14 protein-coding genes are annotated in these 14,519 nt (G+C 68.6%); 11 read left to right on the top strand and 3 right to left on the bottom strand.

Features of this window, described 5'->3' with window-relative positions; genetic code table 11:
• Positions 1–41: 41 nt before the first annotated feature.
• The gene (locus AB0B91_RS14450) at positions 42–566 is read left to right on the top strand and encodes a hypothetical protein (RefSeq protein WP_358318731.1); all 525 of its coding nucleotides are present in this window, start codon (positions 42–44) and stop codon (positions 564–566) included.
• Positions 559–1,113 (top strand): hypothetical protein, encoded by a 555-nt coding sequence (locus AB0B91_RS14455; RefSeq protein ID WP_358318732.1) that lies wholly within the window; start codon positions 559–561, stop codon positions 1,111–1,113. The genes AB0B91_RS14450 and AB0B91_RS14455 overlap by 8 nt, the downstream gene beginning before the upstream one ends.
• A gap of 22 nt (positions 1,114–1,135) precedes the next feature.
• Here AB0B91_RS14455 and AB0B91_RS14460 read toward each other — a convergent pair whose 3' ends face one another.
• Positions 1,136–2,062 (bottom strand): LysR family transcriptional regulator, encoded by a 927-nt coding sequence (locus AB0B91_RS14460; RefSeq protein WP_358318733.1) that lies wholly within the window; start codon positions 2,060–2,062, stop codon positions 1,136–1,138.
• Positions 2,063–2,282: 220 nt separating this feature from the next.
• Here AB0B91_RS14460 and AB0B91_RS14465 point away from each other — a divergent pair, with 220 nt between their 5' ends.
• From AB0B91_RS14465 to AB0B91_RS14480, 4 genes are read left to right on the top strand one after another with little or no spacing between them, the layout of a single operon-like run.
• Positions 2,283–3,170 (top strand): ABC transporter substrate-binding protein, encoded by an 888-nt coding sequence (locus tag AB0B91_RS14465; RefSeq protein WP_358318734.1) that lies wholly within the window; start codon positions 2,283–2,285, stop codon positions 3,168–3,170.
• Positions 3,167–4,018 carry an amino acid ABC transporter permease gene (locus tag AB0B91_RS14470; RefSeq protein ID WP_358318735.1) on the top strand — a complete coding sequence of 284 codons (852 nt, stop codon included), beginning with the start codon at positions 3,167–3,169 and terminating at the stop codon, positions 4,016–4,018. The genes AB0B91_RS14465 and AB0B91_RS14470 overlap by 4 nt, the downstream gene beginning before the upstream one ends.
• Complete coding sequence (locus tag AB0B91_RS14475) at positions 4,015–4,779, top strand: amino acid ABC transporter ATP-binding protein (protein WP_358318736.1); 765 nt, start codon at positions 4,015–4,017, stop codon at positions 4,777–4,779. The genes AB0B91_RS14470 and AB0B91_RS14475 overlap by 4 nt, the downstream gene beginning before the upstream one ends.
• A gap of 21 nt (positions 4,780–4,800) precedes the next feature.
• Entirely contained in the window at positions 4,801–5,934 is a 1,134-nt protein-coding gene (locus tag AB0B91_RS14480; protein ID WP_358318737.1) for an FAD-binding oxidoreductase, read from the top strand.
• Between the two features lie 2 nt (positions 5,935–5,936).
• On the opposite strand, the gene AB0B91_RS14485 is transcribed toward AB0B91_RS14480, so the two are convergent.
• Positions 5,937–7,226, bottom strand: coding sequence for a cellulose binding domain-containing protein (locus tag AB0B91_RS14485; protein ID WP_358318738.1), 1,290 nt, complete (start codon positions 7,224–7,226; stop codon positions 5,937–5,939).
• A 192-nt stretch (positions 7,227–7,418) separates the two neighbouring features.
• Here AB0B91_RS14485 and AB0B91_RS14490 point away from each other — a divergent pair, with 192 nt between their 5' ends.
• The 5 genes from AB0B91_RS14490 (at position 7,419) to AB0B91_RS14510 (ending at position 12,660) form a co-directional block, all read left to right on the top strand.
• Complete coding sequence (locus AB0B91_RS14490) at positions 7,419–8,048, top strand: TetR family transcriptional regulator (RefSeq protein WP_358318739.1); 630 nt, start codon at positions 7,419–7,421, stop codon at positions 8,046–8,048.
• Between the two features lie 24 nt (positions 8,049–8,072).
• Positions 8,073–9,659 (top strand): FAD-dependent oxidoreductase, encoded by a 1,587-nt coding sequence (locus AB0B91_RS14495; RefSeq protein ID WP_358318740.1) that lies wholly within the window; start codon positions 8,073–8,075, stop codon positions 9,657–9,659.
• Positions 9,656–10,558: an aldo/keto reductase gene (locus AB0B91_RS14500; RefSeq protein ID WP_358318741.1), complete on the top strand. Its 903-nt coding sequence runs from the start codon at positions 9,656–9,658 to the stop codon at positions 10,556–10,558. The genes AB0B91_RS14495 and AB0B91_RS14500 overlap by 4 nt, the downstream gene beginning before the upstream one ends.
• Positions 10,559–10,891: 333 nt before the next feature.
• On the top strand, positions 10,892–11,446 hold the full coding sequence (locus tag AB0B91_RS14505) for a TetR/AcrR family transcriptional regulator (RefSeq protein WP_358318742.1): 555 nt from the start codon (positions 10,892–10,894) through the stop codon (positions 11,444–11,446).
• Entirely contained in the window at positions 11,443–12,660 is a 1,218-nt protein-coding gene (locus AB0B91_RS14510) for an FAD-dependent oxidoreductase (protein ID WP_358318743.1), read from the top strand. The genes AB0B91_RS14505 and AB0B91_RS14510 overlap by 4 nt, the downstream gene beginning before the upstream one ends.
• 449 nt (positions 12,661–13,109) lie before the next feature.
• On the opposite strand, the gene AB0B91_RS14515 is transcribed toward AB0B91_RS14510, so the two are convergent.
• The gene (locus AB0B91_RS14515) at positions 13,110–14,495 is read right to left on the bottom strand and encodes a glycoside hydrolase family 6 protein (protein WP_358318744.1); all 1,386 of its coding nucleotides are present in this window, start codon (positions 14,493–14,495) and stop codon (positions 13,110–13,112) included.
• Positions 14,496–14,519: the final 24 nt, after the last annotated feature.

A 14,519-nucleotide genomic window follows, 5' to 3' on the forward strand; every position in this document is an offset into this window, starting at 1 on the left:
GCGGCGTTCCGGCATGATGGACTGTCGAGGAAAGGATGGTTATGGCATTCGCGGTGGCGCGGACGAGGGACGAGGCGCATCTCTACCTCGACCTGCACCCGTGCGCGTGCGGGTCGGCGGAGACGACCTGGCACAGTGGGCTGGTCAGCGTCGAGGGCGAGCTGGTCAACCGCTACACGGGCACGTGCGAGGAGTGCGGGACCGCGCGGGAATACCTGTTCGGGCTGCCCGAGCGGCCGGTGATGCCCACGGGCTACCCGACGTTCGGCGGATCGGAGCCGTCGGAGCTGCTCGACGCGGGTGAGTGGCTGTGGGTGGCCGACCTGAGCGCGGGCAACGTACCCGTGGACGATCAGGCCGAGGCCCGGCGGGCGCTGCGGGTCGCGACCGCGGCCGTCGAGGAGGTCATCAAGTTCGCGCCGCCCGGCGCGGACGCCGTGCCCGACGACGGATTCTGGTCCGAGCGCGGGCAGCGGATGCGGGCGGCCGAGCCCGGCAGGTTCGAGCTCGACCGGCTGCTGGTCGTCAAGGACACCTACCAGGACCTGGCGGCCGGTCATGCCTGAGCGCGGCCTGGGCCGTTCGCTGGTGGAGGCGTACGTCTACCTCGACCTGGTGGCCCACGACGGCGAGCCCGGGGCGTCGCGGCAGGCGACGCTCGCGCGGGAACCGGACGGGATCGTGGTGAGCCTGGGCGCTCTGGAGATCCTCGTCCCCTACGAGGCCGAGATCGGCGCGCGGGAGGAGGGCGCGATCTTCGGCTCCGGGCTCTCCGAGCTGATCGACCCCGGTCAGTGGATCCTCATCGCCGCGACGTACACGCGCAGGGCGCTGGAGGGCGCGCTCTTCTACGCCGCCGATCCGTCCGGCGACCACGGCTACGAGAACGTCGAAGCCGACTGGCGCTTCGCCGAGGGCGCCGTGGAAGAGGCGCTGAAGTTCTTCCCGCCGGGCGCGGCCGAGCTGTCTCCCGACGCTTTCTGGACCGAGTCGGGCAGGTCGGTGGCCGAGTCCGACCCCGACCGGCTGACCAGGCGGAAGCTGGAGAGCGACCGCACTTTCTACCGCCGGAGCCTGGACGACTTCCGCCGGCTGCACGCCGAGCCGGAGTGATCCCAACCCCCGTTGAATGGGCTTACACAGCGACGGGGAGGTCCGTGCGCCGGTGCAGGAGTTCGGCGGCGCTGATGAGCATGTTCGTCGCGTGGCCGAGCAGGGGGTTCGGGTCGGTGGCGCGGCTCACGGTGTAGACCCGGCGAATGTGGGCGGCGTCGCCGAGCCGGAACACGCACACGTCGTGCGACTCGATCATCGCCAGCTCCGGCACGATCGCCACCCCCAGCCCTTTGCGGACGAGCTCGAAGGGCAGGTTGTAGTCGTTGGTGCGGAACAGCACGTCGGGGTCGAAGCCGCTGGCCGCGCAGATGTGTGACAGGTTGAGTGAGGCGTCCATCCCCTCGGTGTAGGAGATCCATCGTTCGGCGGACAGCTCGCCGAACTGGATGCGCTTGCGGGCGGCCAGCCGATGGCCGGTCGGTACGAGCACGTAGAGCGGCTCCTCCATGATCAACGTCATGGTCAGGTCCTTCGGCCAGTTGTGCGGCACCATGCCGTACTCGAAGACCACGGCCAGGTCGAGCCGCCCCTCGTTCACCGCTGGAATGGTCCCGTGCGGATCGCCTTCCTCGTAGCGGATGTCCACGTTGGGGCGGTCGCGGAGAAACTCGGCCAGTACGGCGGGCACCAGCCGGAATCCGGCGGACCAGAAGCTGCCGAGCCGCAGTCTGCCCCGGTGGGCGCCGGCGAAGGAGCGCATCTCCTCCTCCGCCGCCTCGAGATCGGCCAGCAACCTGGCGGCCTTGCGGGCCAGCTCGGCCCCCGCCGCGGTGGGCCGGATGCTGCGCGGCAGGCGCTCGAACAGCTGGACCCCCAGGGTCCGCTCCAGCGAGGAGACCTGCTGCGAGATCGCCGACGGGGTGAATCCGAGGCGCTTGGCGGCGGTCCTGAGCGAACCGGTGGCGACCACTTCACGGATGGCCTGCAACTGGACCGGGGTGAGCATCGGCCCAACTTAACAGTCCGGCGACTTGCATCACCAGACCGCGACCCACCTTGAGGCGAGACGATCGCCGGTTAGCTGGTGGGATCCAGAAAAAGGATAAGCAAGACTGAACAGTATGTGCACAAACGCGCACGCTCGCTCACCTTGCCGTATCTAAACGGACCCCCAATATTGGTGTTTACGGAACGTAGCACTAACCCGAGAGGGGGTGTCCTGCTCGATGCGGTTCACCCAAGCAGCCGCCGCATTCGGCCTGGCGGGACTCCTGTCCCTGACCGCTTGCTCCGGAGGTGGCGCCTCCCAGGCGGCCGCCCCGGCGCAGCAGAAGAGTCAAGAGCTCCACGATCTTCTGCCCGACAAGATCAAGAAGGGTGGCACGCTCAACGTCGCGGCGGGTCACAACTACCCACCGCTGGTCTTCCTCGACACCGACAACAAGTCGGTCATCGGCCTGGAGCCCGAGCTGATGAAGGCCATCGGCCAGGTGCTCGGCGTCGAGGTGACGTTCAACCAGGCCAGCTTCGACAGCCTCATCGCCGGTGTGCAGGCACGCCGCTATGACCTGGCCATCCAGGCGATGCTCGACAAGCCGGAACGCCAGGCGAAGGTCACCTTCGTCGACTACTTCAAGACCAGCAGTTCGCTGCTGGTCCAGGACAAGGACGCTCAGGCGGTCAAGTCGCTCGACGATCTCTGCGGCAAGACGGCGGCCGTCGAGCAGGGCACGGCCCAGGCCGACGACGCCGAGCAGCAGAACAAGAAGTGCACGGCGGCGGGCAAGCCCGCGGTCAAGGTGCTGGTGTTCCCCGACACGGTCGGTTGCCTGCAGGCGGTCTCCACCGGCCGGGCCAACGCCTTCATCGGCGGCACGCCCACCATCAGCTACCAGGCCAACCAGTCCAGTGGCCGGATGAAGCAGGTGGGCCAGCCTTACCGCTTCCTCCCGTACGGGATCCTCGTCAACAAAGAAGACCAGAACCTGGCCAAGGCCGTGCAACAGGCGCTGCAGAAGCTGATGGACAACGGCTCCTACGCCAAGATCCTCGCCAAGTGGAAGATGGACTCGGGCGCCCTGGACAAGGCCGTGATCAACGGCGGCGGGTCGTGACCACGACCCGGCAGACCGCACAACCGAACGCGAAGGCGCAGATCCAGGCCGTCCCGCTCCGTCACCCGGGGCGTTGGGTGGGCGCGGCCGTCCTCGGCTTCGTGGCGATCTTCCTGCTGCAGGGGTGGGTGGCCAACCCGCGCATGGAGTGGAAGGTGGTCGGCGAGTACCTCTTCTCTCCCGCGGTACTGAGCGGGCTGGCCACCACGCTGCTGCTCACTGTGCTCGCCATGGTGGTCGGCGTCGCGGGCGGAGTCGTCCTCGCCGTTCTGCGCATGTCGCCCAACCCCTTGCTGGCGGGGCTGAGCGGGTTCTACATCTGGATCTTCCGCGGTGTGCCGCTGCTGGTGCAGCTGTTGTTCTGGTACTTCCTGTCCGCGGTGGTGCCGACGATCGGACTCGGTGTGCCCTGGGGGCCGACGTTCGTGCAGTTCGACACCAACATGATCATCACCCAGCTCACCGCGGCGGTGCTGGGCCTCGGCCTGCACGAGGCGGCCTACATGGGCGAGATCGTGCGGGCCGGCATCGCCTCCGTCGACCCTGGCCAGACGGAGGCGGCCCATGCCCTGGGCCTCACCCGCTTCCAGACCCTGCGCAAGATCATTCTTCCGCAGGCCATGCGGGTCATCATCCCGCCGACGGGCAACCAGGTGGTCTCCATGCTCAAGACCACCTCCCTCGTCTTCGCCATCGCCGTACCAGAGCTCCTGACCTCGATCCAGGGCATCTACTCCAGGAACTTCCAGCAGGTCCCCCTGCTCACGGTGGCCTGCTTCTGGTACCTCGTGGCCACGACCGTACTGAACGCCGGGCAGCACTACATCGAACGCAGGTTCAGCCGATGAAGACCCTCATCCGCGCGGAAGGCGTGCACAAGCGTTTCGGCACGCTCGACGTGCTCAAAGGCATCGACCTGGAGGTCGCGGAGGGCGAGGTGCTGGCCCTGATCGGCCCGTCGGGGTCCGGCAAGTCCACCTTCCTGCGCTGCATCAACCACCTCGAACGCATCGACGCCGGCCGCCTGTACTTCCGCGACCGCCTGATCGGCTACGAGGAGCGTGGCGGAAAGGTCTACGAACTGCCGGACAAGGCGATCGCCGCCCAGCGGGTGGACATCGGGATGGTCTTCCAGCGCTTCAACCTCTTCCCGCACATGACCGCGCTCGAGAACATCATGATGGCGCCGATCATGGCCAAGCGGGAGCCGAAGGCGGAGGTACGCGAGCGCGCCCACGCCCTGCTGGCCAGGGTGGGACTGGCAGACAAGGCGCACAGCCGCCCCGACCAGCTCTCCGGTGGCCAGCAGCAGCGCGTCGCCATCGCCCGTGCCCTGGCGATGCGGCCCGGTCTCATGCTGTTCGACGAGCCGACCTCGGCCCTGGACCCCGAGCTCGTGGGCGAGGTCCTGGACGTCATGCGCGACCTGGTGCGTGCGGACGGCATGACGATGATCATCGTCACCCACGAGATGGGATTCGCCCGCGAGGTGTGCGACGCCATCGTCTTCATGGACGACGGGGTCGTCGTGGAATCCGGGCCCCCCGGCGCCGTGCTCGGCGAACCCCGGCACGAGCGCACCCGGGCATTCCTCAGCAAGGTTCTCTGACCCCGAAGGAAAGATATCCACGTGTCCCGCGTCATCGTTCTCGGTGCCGGAGTGCTCGGTGCCTCCGTCGCCTACCACCTGGCCGTCGCAGGGGCTCAGGTCGTCGTTATCGAAGCCGGCGGCCCCGCCGGGGGGACCTCCAGCGCGACCTTCTCCATGGACGTCACCCATCTGAAGACCCCACGCACCTATTACGAGCTGAACCGCGCCAGCGCCGCCCTGCACGCCACGCTGGCCGAGGAACTCGGGGGCCCGTCGTGGTGGCACCCCATGCCCGCCATCCAGTGGGGTGACAGCGAGGAGAGCCAGGCAGGGCTCAGGGAGCGGGCCGTCCGCCTCAAATCCTGGGGGCATGCCTGCCGCATCGCCGAACCGTCCGAGCTGCGCGAACTCGCCCCCGCCGTCGACCCCGCGGCCTGCACGGCGAGCGAACTCGTCGTCCACGACCAGAGCGCGTGGTACGACGCCCCGCTCTTCGTCCAGCGCCTGCTCGATCACGCCGCCACGCTCGGCGCCGACATCAGGTACGGCCTGCGGGCACAAGCGCTGATCCGCAGTGGCGACACCGTCACCGGCGTCGAGACCGGTACGCGACGCTGGGAAGCCGACTGGGTGATCAACTGCACCGGCCCGGACGCCGACCGTGTCGCGGCCCTCGCCGGCACCGACCTCCCCATGACCCGGATCCCCGGGCTGGTGGGGGAGAGCACCCCCATCCCCGGACTCCGGCTCGACGCGATCCTGGCCACGCCCCAGGTGGACCTGCGTCCCGCCCCCGGAGACCGGATCTGCTCCATCTCCTGGCCCGTCGACGCGCTGCTCCCCGGCCAGGGCGACGACGCCCTGGCGGAACGGCTGCACGCCGGCGGCCAGCGGATCCTGCCCGCGCTGCGCACCGCCCGGCTGGCCGGCGTCCGTCTCGGCGTCCGGCCCGTACCGGCGGACGGCCTGCCGCTGGCGGGCACGCACCCCGACGCCCCCGGCCTCTATCACCTGGTCACCCACAGCGGCGTCAACCTCGCCCCCGAACTCGGCCGCCTCGTGGCTCAGGAGATCATCAACGGCGACGGTCCCGACCTCGCCCCCTACCGCGTCACCCGCGACATCGCGCCATCCGTGAAGGACGAAAGCCTGACCCTCATGACCACGAGCTGAGCCTATGAACAGGTGATGCCGGCCGGGCCGGGCGTGGACGGGCCGTTGGCCTGGAAGCCGAAGGTGGCCGACGCGCCCGGCGCCAGGCTCGTGGCCCAGCTCGGCGCCTTGATCGTCCAGGTGGTGCCCGACGACGTGATGGTGGAGCTCCAGGCGTTGGTCAGGGTCACGCCGGACGGCATGGTCCACGTGACCGTCCAGTTGTTCCAGGCCGCGGTCCCCGTGTTCCGCACGGTGACGCTGGTCGTGAAGCCGCCCTGCCAGGCGTTGGCGACCTGGTAGTTCACGCCGCAGGAGACACCGGTGCCGCCCGTGGGCGTGGGAGTGGGGGTCGGCGTGGGTGTGGTGGTCGGGCCGTTCGAGGTGGTGTAGCCGACCTTGGTGTAGGGCGTGCCGCATTGCGGGTTGCAGCTGGACGGAAGCGTGAAGCTGTACACGCGCCCGCCGTTGATCAGTGTGTCCGTGACGTCTCGGACCCGGATCTGGTACTGGCTGCCGCCCGACGTGGTCCCGCCGATGATGTAGGACTGGCCCATGTCGCCGTTCATCTGGGCGGTCTGCCACGCTCCGTTGGCGAAGTACTCGACGCCGTGAATGCCGTTGGCCAGGTGCGAGACGGAGATCGCCGGCCACCAGACCTGGGCGGACTGCATGAACCCGATGTCGATGTCGCCGCTGTAGTTGGGCGCGGGGATGAACGACCAGGTGAGGTGCCGGTTGTTCCAATGGCCGGGATACATGTCCCCGACCGCGGCGCCGTTCTTCACGAACCGGTTGAGTGAGTCCTTGGCCAGGTCCAGATGGTACGGATCGTCGCGGCACCAGGCGTTGGAGTCGCCGCAACTGTCGGCGACCAGCATGGTCAGCTTCGCGCCGTTGTAGGCATCGGCGACCCAGGAGCCGTTGCGGCAGAACGGCTGATTCTGCGCGCCGTCATTGGTGCCCGAGCAGAAATCGCTGACCTCTACCTGGACGTAGCGGCCGCAGTTCAGGCCGTTGTTCCACAACCCGGCCTTGCTGAGGTTGGCCCCCGTCAACGGCCGGGGGTAGAAGGTGTAATCGCCGGGCGTGTTGTAGACGTTGAGCGCGACGAAGTCCTGGGAGTCGATGTTCGCCTGGGGCACTCCGCAGCCACCGTACGGCGTGCCGAGCCCGTCGAAGTAGGTGGCGTTGCCCGTCACGGGGCCGGGCGGGTCGCTGACCGCGCCGGCGGACTGTTCCGTCAAGGGCACCAGGGCGCACAGCGCGACCAGGAGACCGGGAAGCAGGATGGCGAGTAACCGGCGACTCATCTGACTCCCAACGCAGGAAGGTTCGACACGAACCTCCCCGCAGAGTGCCGGCCGGTCAAGCAGCGACGCGGGCGAACTGGGCAAATGCCCCAAAACTACTGAAACTTTCATCAACACCCCGAAAGCGTTGGCGAAAAATCTTGCCAAAACGGCATTTTTGCATTTTTGGCAAGATCCGCTACGGTGGTGGACATGACGGCTGACGAGAATGTCGGTATCGGGCTGCGGGAGCGCAAGAAGCGGGAGACCCGGCTCGCGCTGAGCCAGGCCACGATCCACCTGTGCGTCGAGCGCGGGTGGAGCAACGTGACGGTGGAGGACATCGCCGCAGCGGCGAACGTGTCCGTACGCACCTTTCGTAACTATTTCTCCAGCAAGGCCGAGGCGATTGCCGCCAGCCACCTGGAACGCGCGCTGCGGATCGCCGACGAACTGCGCGCGCGGCCGGTCGATGAGCGGCTATGGGACTCGATCGTGAGCGCGGTCCAGGCCCACCTCGCACCGGGCGAGGGCAACGGCGGCGGGTCTCCCCAAGACCAGCGCCGGCACGACGCGCTCCGGCTCCTGCTGACCGAGCCGGCGCTGCACGGCGAGATCCTCAAGGCGGACGCGGCCGCGAAGGACGAGCTGGCCAAGGCGATCGCCGAGCGCACCGGCACCGACGTGGCCCATGACGTCTACCCGAAACTGGTCGCCGCGGTGGTCAGCGCGGGCAGCGCCGTGGCCGTCGAGCACGTCCTGAGCGCCGATCGGCCGATTCCGCTCGCGCCGCTGCTGCGCGAGGTGTTCGACCAGCTCACCGCGGGCCTTCCCGTCCCCTAAGAACCACAGAAGGAAAAGACGTCAATGATCACAGATGTCGTTATCGCCGGCGGCGGTCCGAACGGGCTGATGCTGGCCTGCGAACTGAGCCTGGCCGGGGTTCGGCCGCTCGTGCTGGAACGGCTACCGGAGCCGAGCGAGGAACCGAAAGCGAACGGATTACTCGGCCAGGTCGTGAAAATGATCGACCGCCGCGGGCTGTACGAACGTCTCAGCGGTAACCCGGCACCGCCGCAGCCGAACTCCGCGTACTTCATGTTCGGCGCGATGGGCCTGGACCTGAGCCTGCTGGCGGACAGTCCGATCTATGCCCTGCCGGTACCACAGCGCCGCATTGTGCAGGTCCTGCAGGAGCGCGCCATCGAACTGGGCGTGGAGATCCGGCGGGGACACGAGGTCGTCGGCCTGTCGCAGGACGACGACGCGGTCACCGTCGACGTCGCGAGTCCGGGCGGGGCGTACCAGCTGCGGGCCCGGTATCTCATCGGCGCGGATGGAGCCCACAGCACCACCCGCAAGCTCTCCGGCATCGAGTTCCCCGGCATCACCTACGACCGGATGACGCTCCGCTCAGCGCACGCGACGATCCCGGCGGACTGGGTCGATCCCGCGACCGGCGCGCTGAACGTGCCCGGCTATGGCGCTGTTCTGCCGTTCCTGCCGCACCGCACCGAGCATGGAGGGTTCTCCTACGCGCCGATGCCCGGCCACCCGCCGCTGATCAGTGCCACAGAGTGGGACCAGCCCGCGACCGACGCCCCGATGAGCCTGGAGGAGTTGCGGGCGAGCATCCGCCGCGTGCTCGGCGTCGATGTGCCGCTTGGTCCGCCCGACGGCGAAGGTCCGCACGCGCTGCGCCGAATGACCGGGGGTAACACCCGGGTCGCCGAACGGTTCGCCGACGGCCGGGTGTTCCTGATCGGTGACGCCGCCCACGTGTACGGCGCCACGGGGGGTGGACCCGGACTCAACCTCGGCCTGCAGGACGCGATCAACCTCGGCTGGAAACTCGCCGCCGAGCTCCGGGGAAGCGCCCCGCCCGGACTGCTGGACAGCTACGAGACCGAGCGGCGATCGGCCGCCCACCGCATGGTCCTGAACGCACGGGCGCAGTCCGCCCTGATCGCCCCCGGCAGCGACGTCACCGGCCTGCGCGAGCTGTTCACCGAACTGCTCCGCGACCCGAACACCGTACAGCGCCTGGCCGAACTCACCGCGGGCGCCGACGTCCGCTACGACATGGGCGAACCCGAGGCGCACCCGCTGACCGGCCGGTTCGCCCCGGACATGGAACTGCGCACCCCGTCCGGGCCGGTCCGGCTGGCCGAGCTGACCAGAACCGCACGCCCTCTGCTGCTGGACCTGACCGAAGACGCATCGCTCGCCGAGACGCTCGCCCCGTGGCACGACCACGTCGACATCGTCACCGCACGCCCCCAGACCCCCGCGCCCACAGCTCTGCTCCTTCGACCGGACTGCTACGTGGCCTGGGCATCGGCATCACCCCAACCAGATCCCGCGGAGTTGGAAGCACTCCGAGCAGCCTTGCGGCGGTGGTTCGGCGCCATCGACTCCGGACGCGCCGAGACCGAAAAGAGGACGATGACGTGACGCTGCCAACCGCGAAGCTGGGCAGAACAGGGTTACAGACGAGCCGCCTCGGCTACGGAGCGATGGAGCTGCGCGGGCCACAGGCCTGGGGCAAACAGATAAGCGACGATGAGGCCCGCACGCTGTTGAACACGGTCCTCGACTCGGGAGTGAACCTCATCGACACCTCGCCGGACTACGGCGACGCCGAGGAGCACATCGGCCGCTGGATCTCCCACCGGCGCGACGAATTCATCCTCTCCAGCAAGTGCGGCTGCCCACTCGCCGCGGACGGTTCGCCGCACGTCTACACGAGGGCGAACGTCCGCGCGTGCGTCGAACAGAGTCTGCGCCGGATGCGCACCGACCACCTTGACATCCTGATGGTGCACATGAGCCCGAGCGTCGCCGTGATGCGGGCCGAGGACACCATCGCCGAGATGCTGGCCCTCCAGGACGAAGGCGCGATCCGCTTCACCGGCATGTCAGGGAATCTGCCCAACCTTCCGGAGCACATCGCGATCGGGTCGTTCGACGTTTTCCTCCTCCCTTACTCGGCGCTCGACCGCTCCCACGAGGAACTCATCACCGCCGCCGCGGCAGCCGGCGCGGGGACGATCGCGCGCGGCTCAGTCGCCCGCCCGCTCGTGGCTCCGCCTGAGGCCATACCGGAGCCAATACGCCGGCCGCTCGCCGACCGCCACGCGCGGCTCGCCGCCGCCGGCCTGGACGATCTGGCGGACGGCGCCTCGACGATGGAACTCCTGCTCCGCTTCATCCTCAGCCACCGAGATCTGCACTCGTTGATCGTCGGCTCGACCGACGCGGCGCACATGCGGGCCAATGTCGCCGCCGCCCAGAAGGGCCCGCTCCCGACGGACGTGTACGACGCGCTGCGGGATCGCCTCAGCGAGACGTAGGAGACTCATGTCGAGTGCGGCATCCGTGACGTGAACGACACCTTCGCTGAGACTCACTCGCAAGCGGGCGCGGATGCGGCCGCCTGGATGCTCGCGCAGCATGCCGCCCAGCGCAGATGCCTGCCCCTGCTGGAAGAGGGCTCCGGGGCGATACGGGTATACGCCGATGCCTCTGTCGTCCGCCAGATCCTGCACTCAGTGATTTTCGTCAGGATGGCGGCATGCGCCTGCTCCGAGTGCGCACCCGCACGCCGCCTGGCACGAGCTTGACGAGCGCCACGGTTGAAACCCTCTGATACATTGAATAAACGTTTACTCAACGAGATGAGGGCGATGGCCAGGACGCGAAGCGAGCAGGCGGTGTGGCGCCGGGAGCAACTGTTGGACGCGGCGCTGACGGTGTTCGCCGACAAGGGCGTGGACGGGGCCACGGTCAAGGATGTGGCGCAGGCAGCGGGTGTCACTCCCGGCCTGCTGTATCGCTACTTCGACAGCAAAGAGGCGATGGTGGAGACGCTCCTGTCGGAGCGAGGCTTCCTGCCCCGGCTGCGTGAGTTGCGAGCCGAGCCGAACGACCCTCGCCCAGCCACCCAAGTGCTGACAGAGCTGCTGGAGTCCTTCGACAGGTTGCTGGCCGGCCACGCCGACCTGATGGCGTTGTTCTTCAGCGCCGCCCAGGCCCGTGCGCCGCTGGCGGCGCTGGTGAGCGAGGGGCAGCGGCTCATCGGCGGCTTCCTGGCCGAGCGGGTCGCCGCCGGTGAGCTTCGCGGCCACGACACCGCCACCGCGGCCCGGACCCTGTTCGCCACCGTGGCCGTCAATCGGCGGCTGGGCACCCCCATCGATATCGCGGCCCTGGTCGGGCTGCTGTTTCCGGAAGAGGGATGACCATGCGTGCACAGTGTTGTGTCGTCGGGGGCGGCCCGGCGGGGATGATGGCCGGGCTGCTGCTGGCCCGTCAGGGCGTGGAGGTGATCGTGCTGGAGAAGCACGCGGACTTCCTGCGCGACTTCCGCGGCGACACCGTCCACCCCTCCACCCTGGAGCTGATCGCCGAGCTGGGGTGGATCGAGGAGTTCCTCAGCCTCCCGCACACCAAGATGCCCCACGTGACGGTCAACATGGGCGGCAAGGACGTCACCTTCGCCGATTTCAGCAGGTTGAAGGTGCGCTGCCCCTACATCGCGTTCATGCCGCAGTGGGACGTACTGGACTTTCTGGCCGACAAGGCCACCGCCTACCCCTCCTTCCGCCTCCTGCGCCGTGCCCAGGCGAGGGAGCTCCTCACCGAGCGGGGGCGGGTGACCGGTGTCCTGGCCGACACCGAGGACGGGCCCGTGGAGGTACGGGCCAACCTGGTGATCGGGGCGGACGGCCGCCACTCCACGGTACGGGCGCGGGCGGACCTGGCTCCCGTGAACGACTCTCCGCCCATGGACGTGCTGTGGTTTCGCCTGCCGCGCCGGGCGGAGGATCGGGTGCCCTTCTTCCAGGGCGGCAAGGGAGCGTTGATCTCGATCGACCGGGGCGACTACTGGCAGATCGCCTACGCGGTTCCCGCGACCGCCTTCGCCGAGCTCAAGGCCGCCGGGCTGCCCGCGTTCCGGGACAGAGTGGCGGAGCTGGCGCCCGCCCTGCGCGACCGCACCCGGCAGATCGACGACTGGGAGGCGGTCCACCAGCTGACCGTCCAGGTCAACCGGCTCACCCGATGGCATCGGCCGGGAGTGCTGTGCATCGGCGACGCCGCCCACGCCATGTCGCCCGCGGGCGGCGTGGGCATCAACCTGGCCGTGCAGGACGCGGTGGCCACCGCCAACCTGCTGGGTCCGCTTCTCGCCCGAGGCGGCGTACCAGAGGATGTCGAGCTGGCCCGGGTGCAGTCGCGCAGACAACGCGCCGCGCGGGTGACCCAGGCCTTCCAGCTCGGCATCCTGAGGGACCTCTATCCCAAGGACCTGGGCGACGACACGACCCAGCACGTGCCGCCGATCTTCACAGCGTTCCGGACGCTGCCGCCGCTGCGTCACCTCATGGGCCGCTTCATCGGGATGGGCGTCCGCCCCGAGCACATCGCCGAGGCCGCCACCACGGCGCGGTGAACGGCTATCGCATCAGCTCCCGGCCAAGCGGTCAGGCGATGCAGCCTTTCACGTCGTCGTGACCCGTCTGACGGGATCTCACAACGCGGGCCGGTCGATCAGCGGCGGATGCAGGCGAGGGCCGGCCTCGGCGCAACCACGGGATCACCGCGGCCGGCAGTTCGATGAATGGCCGCACCGTGGCGTACCGATCGATCGGCGCGGCCTCAACACCGGAGCGCTCTCGCAGCACCACCGCCCAGGCCGCAGCCATTCGCACGGCTGCGGCCTTCAGCTTCGAGAAGGTCCACTCTTGCGGGCCACGCCCGACGTCACAGTTGGCGTGGCCTTTCCTGCGACGCTTTCGTCGTGTTGGGGTGCCCAGGTCTTCGACGTAGCCGGCGGCGATGTCGTCAGGTGCAGGTAGCGGTCATCGGCGTGGCCGAGGCCGCATTCGAGTTCGGCTGGTACTACGTGCCGTCGATCAGCCGAATGGCGAGGTCCGGGCTGAACGTCCCGGCGGGCACGTTCGGCGCGATGCCGCAGTTGCCGTCCGAGTCGCCGGGGACCTTGACCCAGAGCAGCATCTCGCCGCCACCGCCGATCTGCGTCGTGGCGCCGAGCTTGCGGCCCGATGGGTTGCACCATTCGCCGTTGGAGCCGTTGCCGTTGCGGCTGGTGTCGATCACGAACTTGGCGGTGCCGCCGAGCGCGGAGTTGATCGCGTTCCCGTATGTGGCCGACTGGCTGGTGGTGTAGTAGTTGGAGACGTTGACCGAGAATCCGCGGACGTTCGCGACGCCCACGCTCTGCAGCCGGGAGGCCATGGTCGCCGGCGCGGTCCAGCCGGCGTTGCCGGCGTCGAGGTAAGCCCAGGTGTTGGCGGCCTTGTCGCGGAACTGTTCGGTTGCGTAGGTCAGCATGCGGATGCGCTCCTGCCGCGCGGTCTCGCTCATGCAGTCGAAGTCTCCGAGGGAGTCGGGCTCGATGACGACGACCGCGGGTCGGTTGCCGATGCCGGAGGCGAACGCGGAGATCCAGGTCTTGTACGCCGCTTCACTGCCGGCGCCGCCGCCGGAGTGACCGCCGCACGCGTCGCGACCGGGGATGTTGTACGCGACCAGGATCGGCAGTTTGTCGGCGCTGTCGGCGGCGCCCACGAAGCCGGAGACAGCGGCGGTGATGTCGCCGCTCCAGCTACCGAACCACCGGGCCATCGGCTTGGAGGCGATAGAGGACTGGATGCGGGTCGCGCGGGAGTCGCCGGAGTTGTTGCGCACCCAGACGGCGGGGTTGGAGTTGGGGTCGACGTAGAAACCGCTCGTCATGCCGATCGGCCCGGACCCCGACGTCGTCTCGGTGAGGGAGACGTTGTCGAGGTGGACGGTGTGGGCGGCGTTCTTGCCGAGTTGGAACGACACCTGTCCGGCCGCCGTGCTCAGGCTGGAGGTGAAGGGGAAACTGAAGCGCTTGCTCGTCGTGGTGAGCGCGATCGTCTGCGTCAGGGTGTTGGTGTACGGGCTGTCGGCCAGTTGCACGGTGGTGACCGCGCTGACCGAGGCGGAGGCGACGGCGTCGAACGACAGCGTGTAGGCCTTGCCGCTGGTCAGGGTGATGTTGTTCTGGGCCACCATGGCGTCCCACGGGTTGGCCGTGCCGCCGGTCACGTTGACGCGCAGCCGTCCCGTGTCCACCGCCATGGAGGTGTTGGACGAGTTCCACCATGGGGCGGTGGAGGTGCTGAAGGTGCCGTTGACCACCAGCTCGGTCGCGGCGGTTGCGGGTGTGGCGACGGCCACCGACAGGGCGGTCGCCGTTGCGGCCGTGATCGCCGCCAACCGGGTTAATACTCGCATGTACTGCTTTCCTTTCTTAGGGAC

This window comes from Nonomuraea sp. NPDC049141 (assembly GCF_040648415.1).
In the GTDB taxonomy this organism is placed as follows: domain Bacteria; phylum Actinomycetota; class Actinomycetes; order Streptosporangiales; family Streptosporangiaceae; genus Nonomuraea.

What these genes read in the sequence shown, in the direction of transcription:
- AB0B91_RS14450 (WP_358318731.1), top strand. Translation starts at nt 42, where the DNA reads ATGGCATTCGCGGTGGCGCGGACGAGGGACGAGGCGCATCTCTACCTC.
- AB0B91_RS14455 (WP_358318732.1), top strand. Translation starts at nt 559, where the DNA reads ATGCCTGAGCGCGGCCTGGGCCGTTCGCTGGTGGAGGCGTACGTCTAC.
- AB0B91_RS14460 (WP_358318733.1), bottom strand. Translation starts at nt 2,062, where the DNA reads ATGCTCACCCCGGTCCAGTTGCAGGCCATCCGTGAAGTGGTCGCCACC.
- AB0B91_RS14465 (WP_358318734.1), top strand. Translation starts at nt 2,283, where the DNA reads ATGCGGTTCACCCAAGCAGCCGCCGCATTCGGCCTGGCGGGACTCCTG.
- AB0B91_RS14475 (WP_358318736.1), top strand. Translation starts at nt 4,015, where the DNA reads ATGAAGACCCTCATCCGCGCGGAAGGCGTGCACAAGCGTTTCGGCACG.
- AB0B91_RS14485 (WP_358318738.1), bottom strand. Translation starts at nt 7,226, where the DNA reads ATGAGTCGCCGGTTACTCGCCATCCTGCTTCCCGGTCTCCTGGTCGCG.
- AB0B91_RS14490 (WP_358318739.1), top strand. Translation starts at nt 7,419, where the DNA reads ATGACGGCTGACGAGAATGTCGGTATCGGGCTGCGGGAGCGCAAGAAG.
- AB0B91_RS14495 (WP_358318740.1), top strand. Translation starts at nt 8,073, where the DNA reads ATGATCACAGATGTCGTTATCGCCGGCGGCGGTCCGAACGGGCTGATG.
- AB0B91_RS14505 (WP_358318742.1), top strand. Translation starts at nt 10,892, where the DNA reads ATGGCCAGGACGCGAAGCGAGCAGGCGGTGTGGCGCCGGGAGCAACTG.
- AB0B91_RS14510 (WP_358318743.1), top strand. Translation starts at nt 11,443, where the DNA reads ATGACCATGCGTGCACAGTGTTGTGTCGTCGGGGGCGGCCCGGCGGGG.
- AB0B91_RS14515 (WP_358318744.1), bottom strand. Translation starts at nt 14,495, where the DNA reads ATGCGAGTATTAACCCGGTTGGCGGCGATCACGGCCGCAACGGCGACC.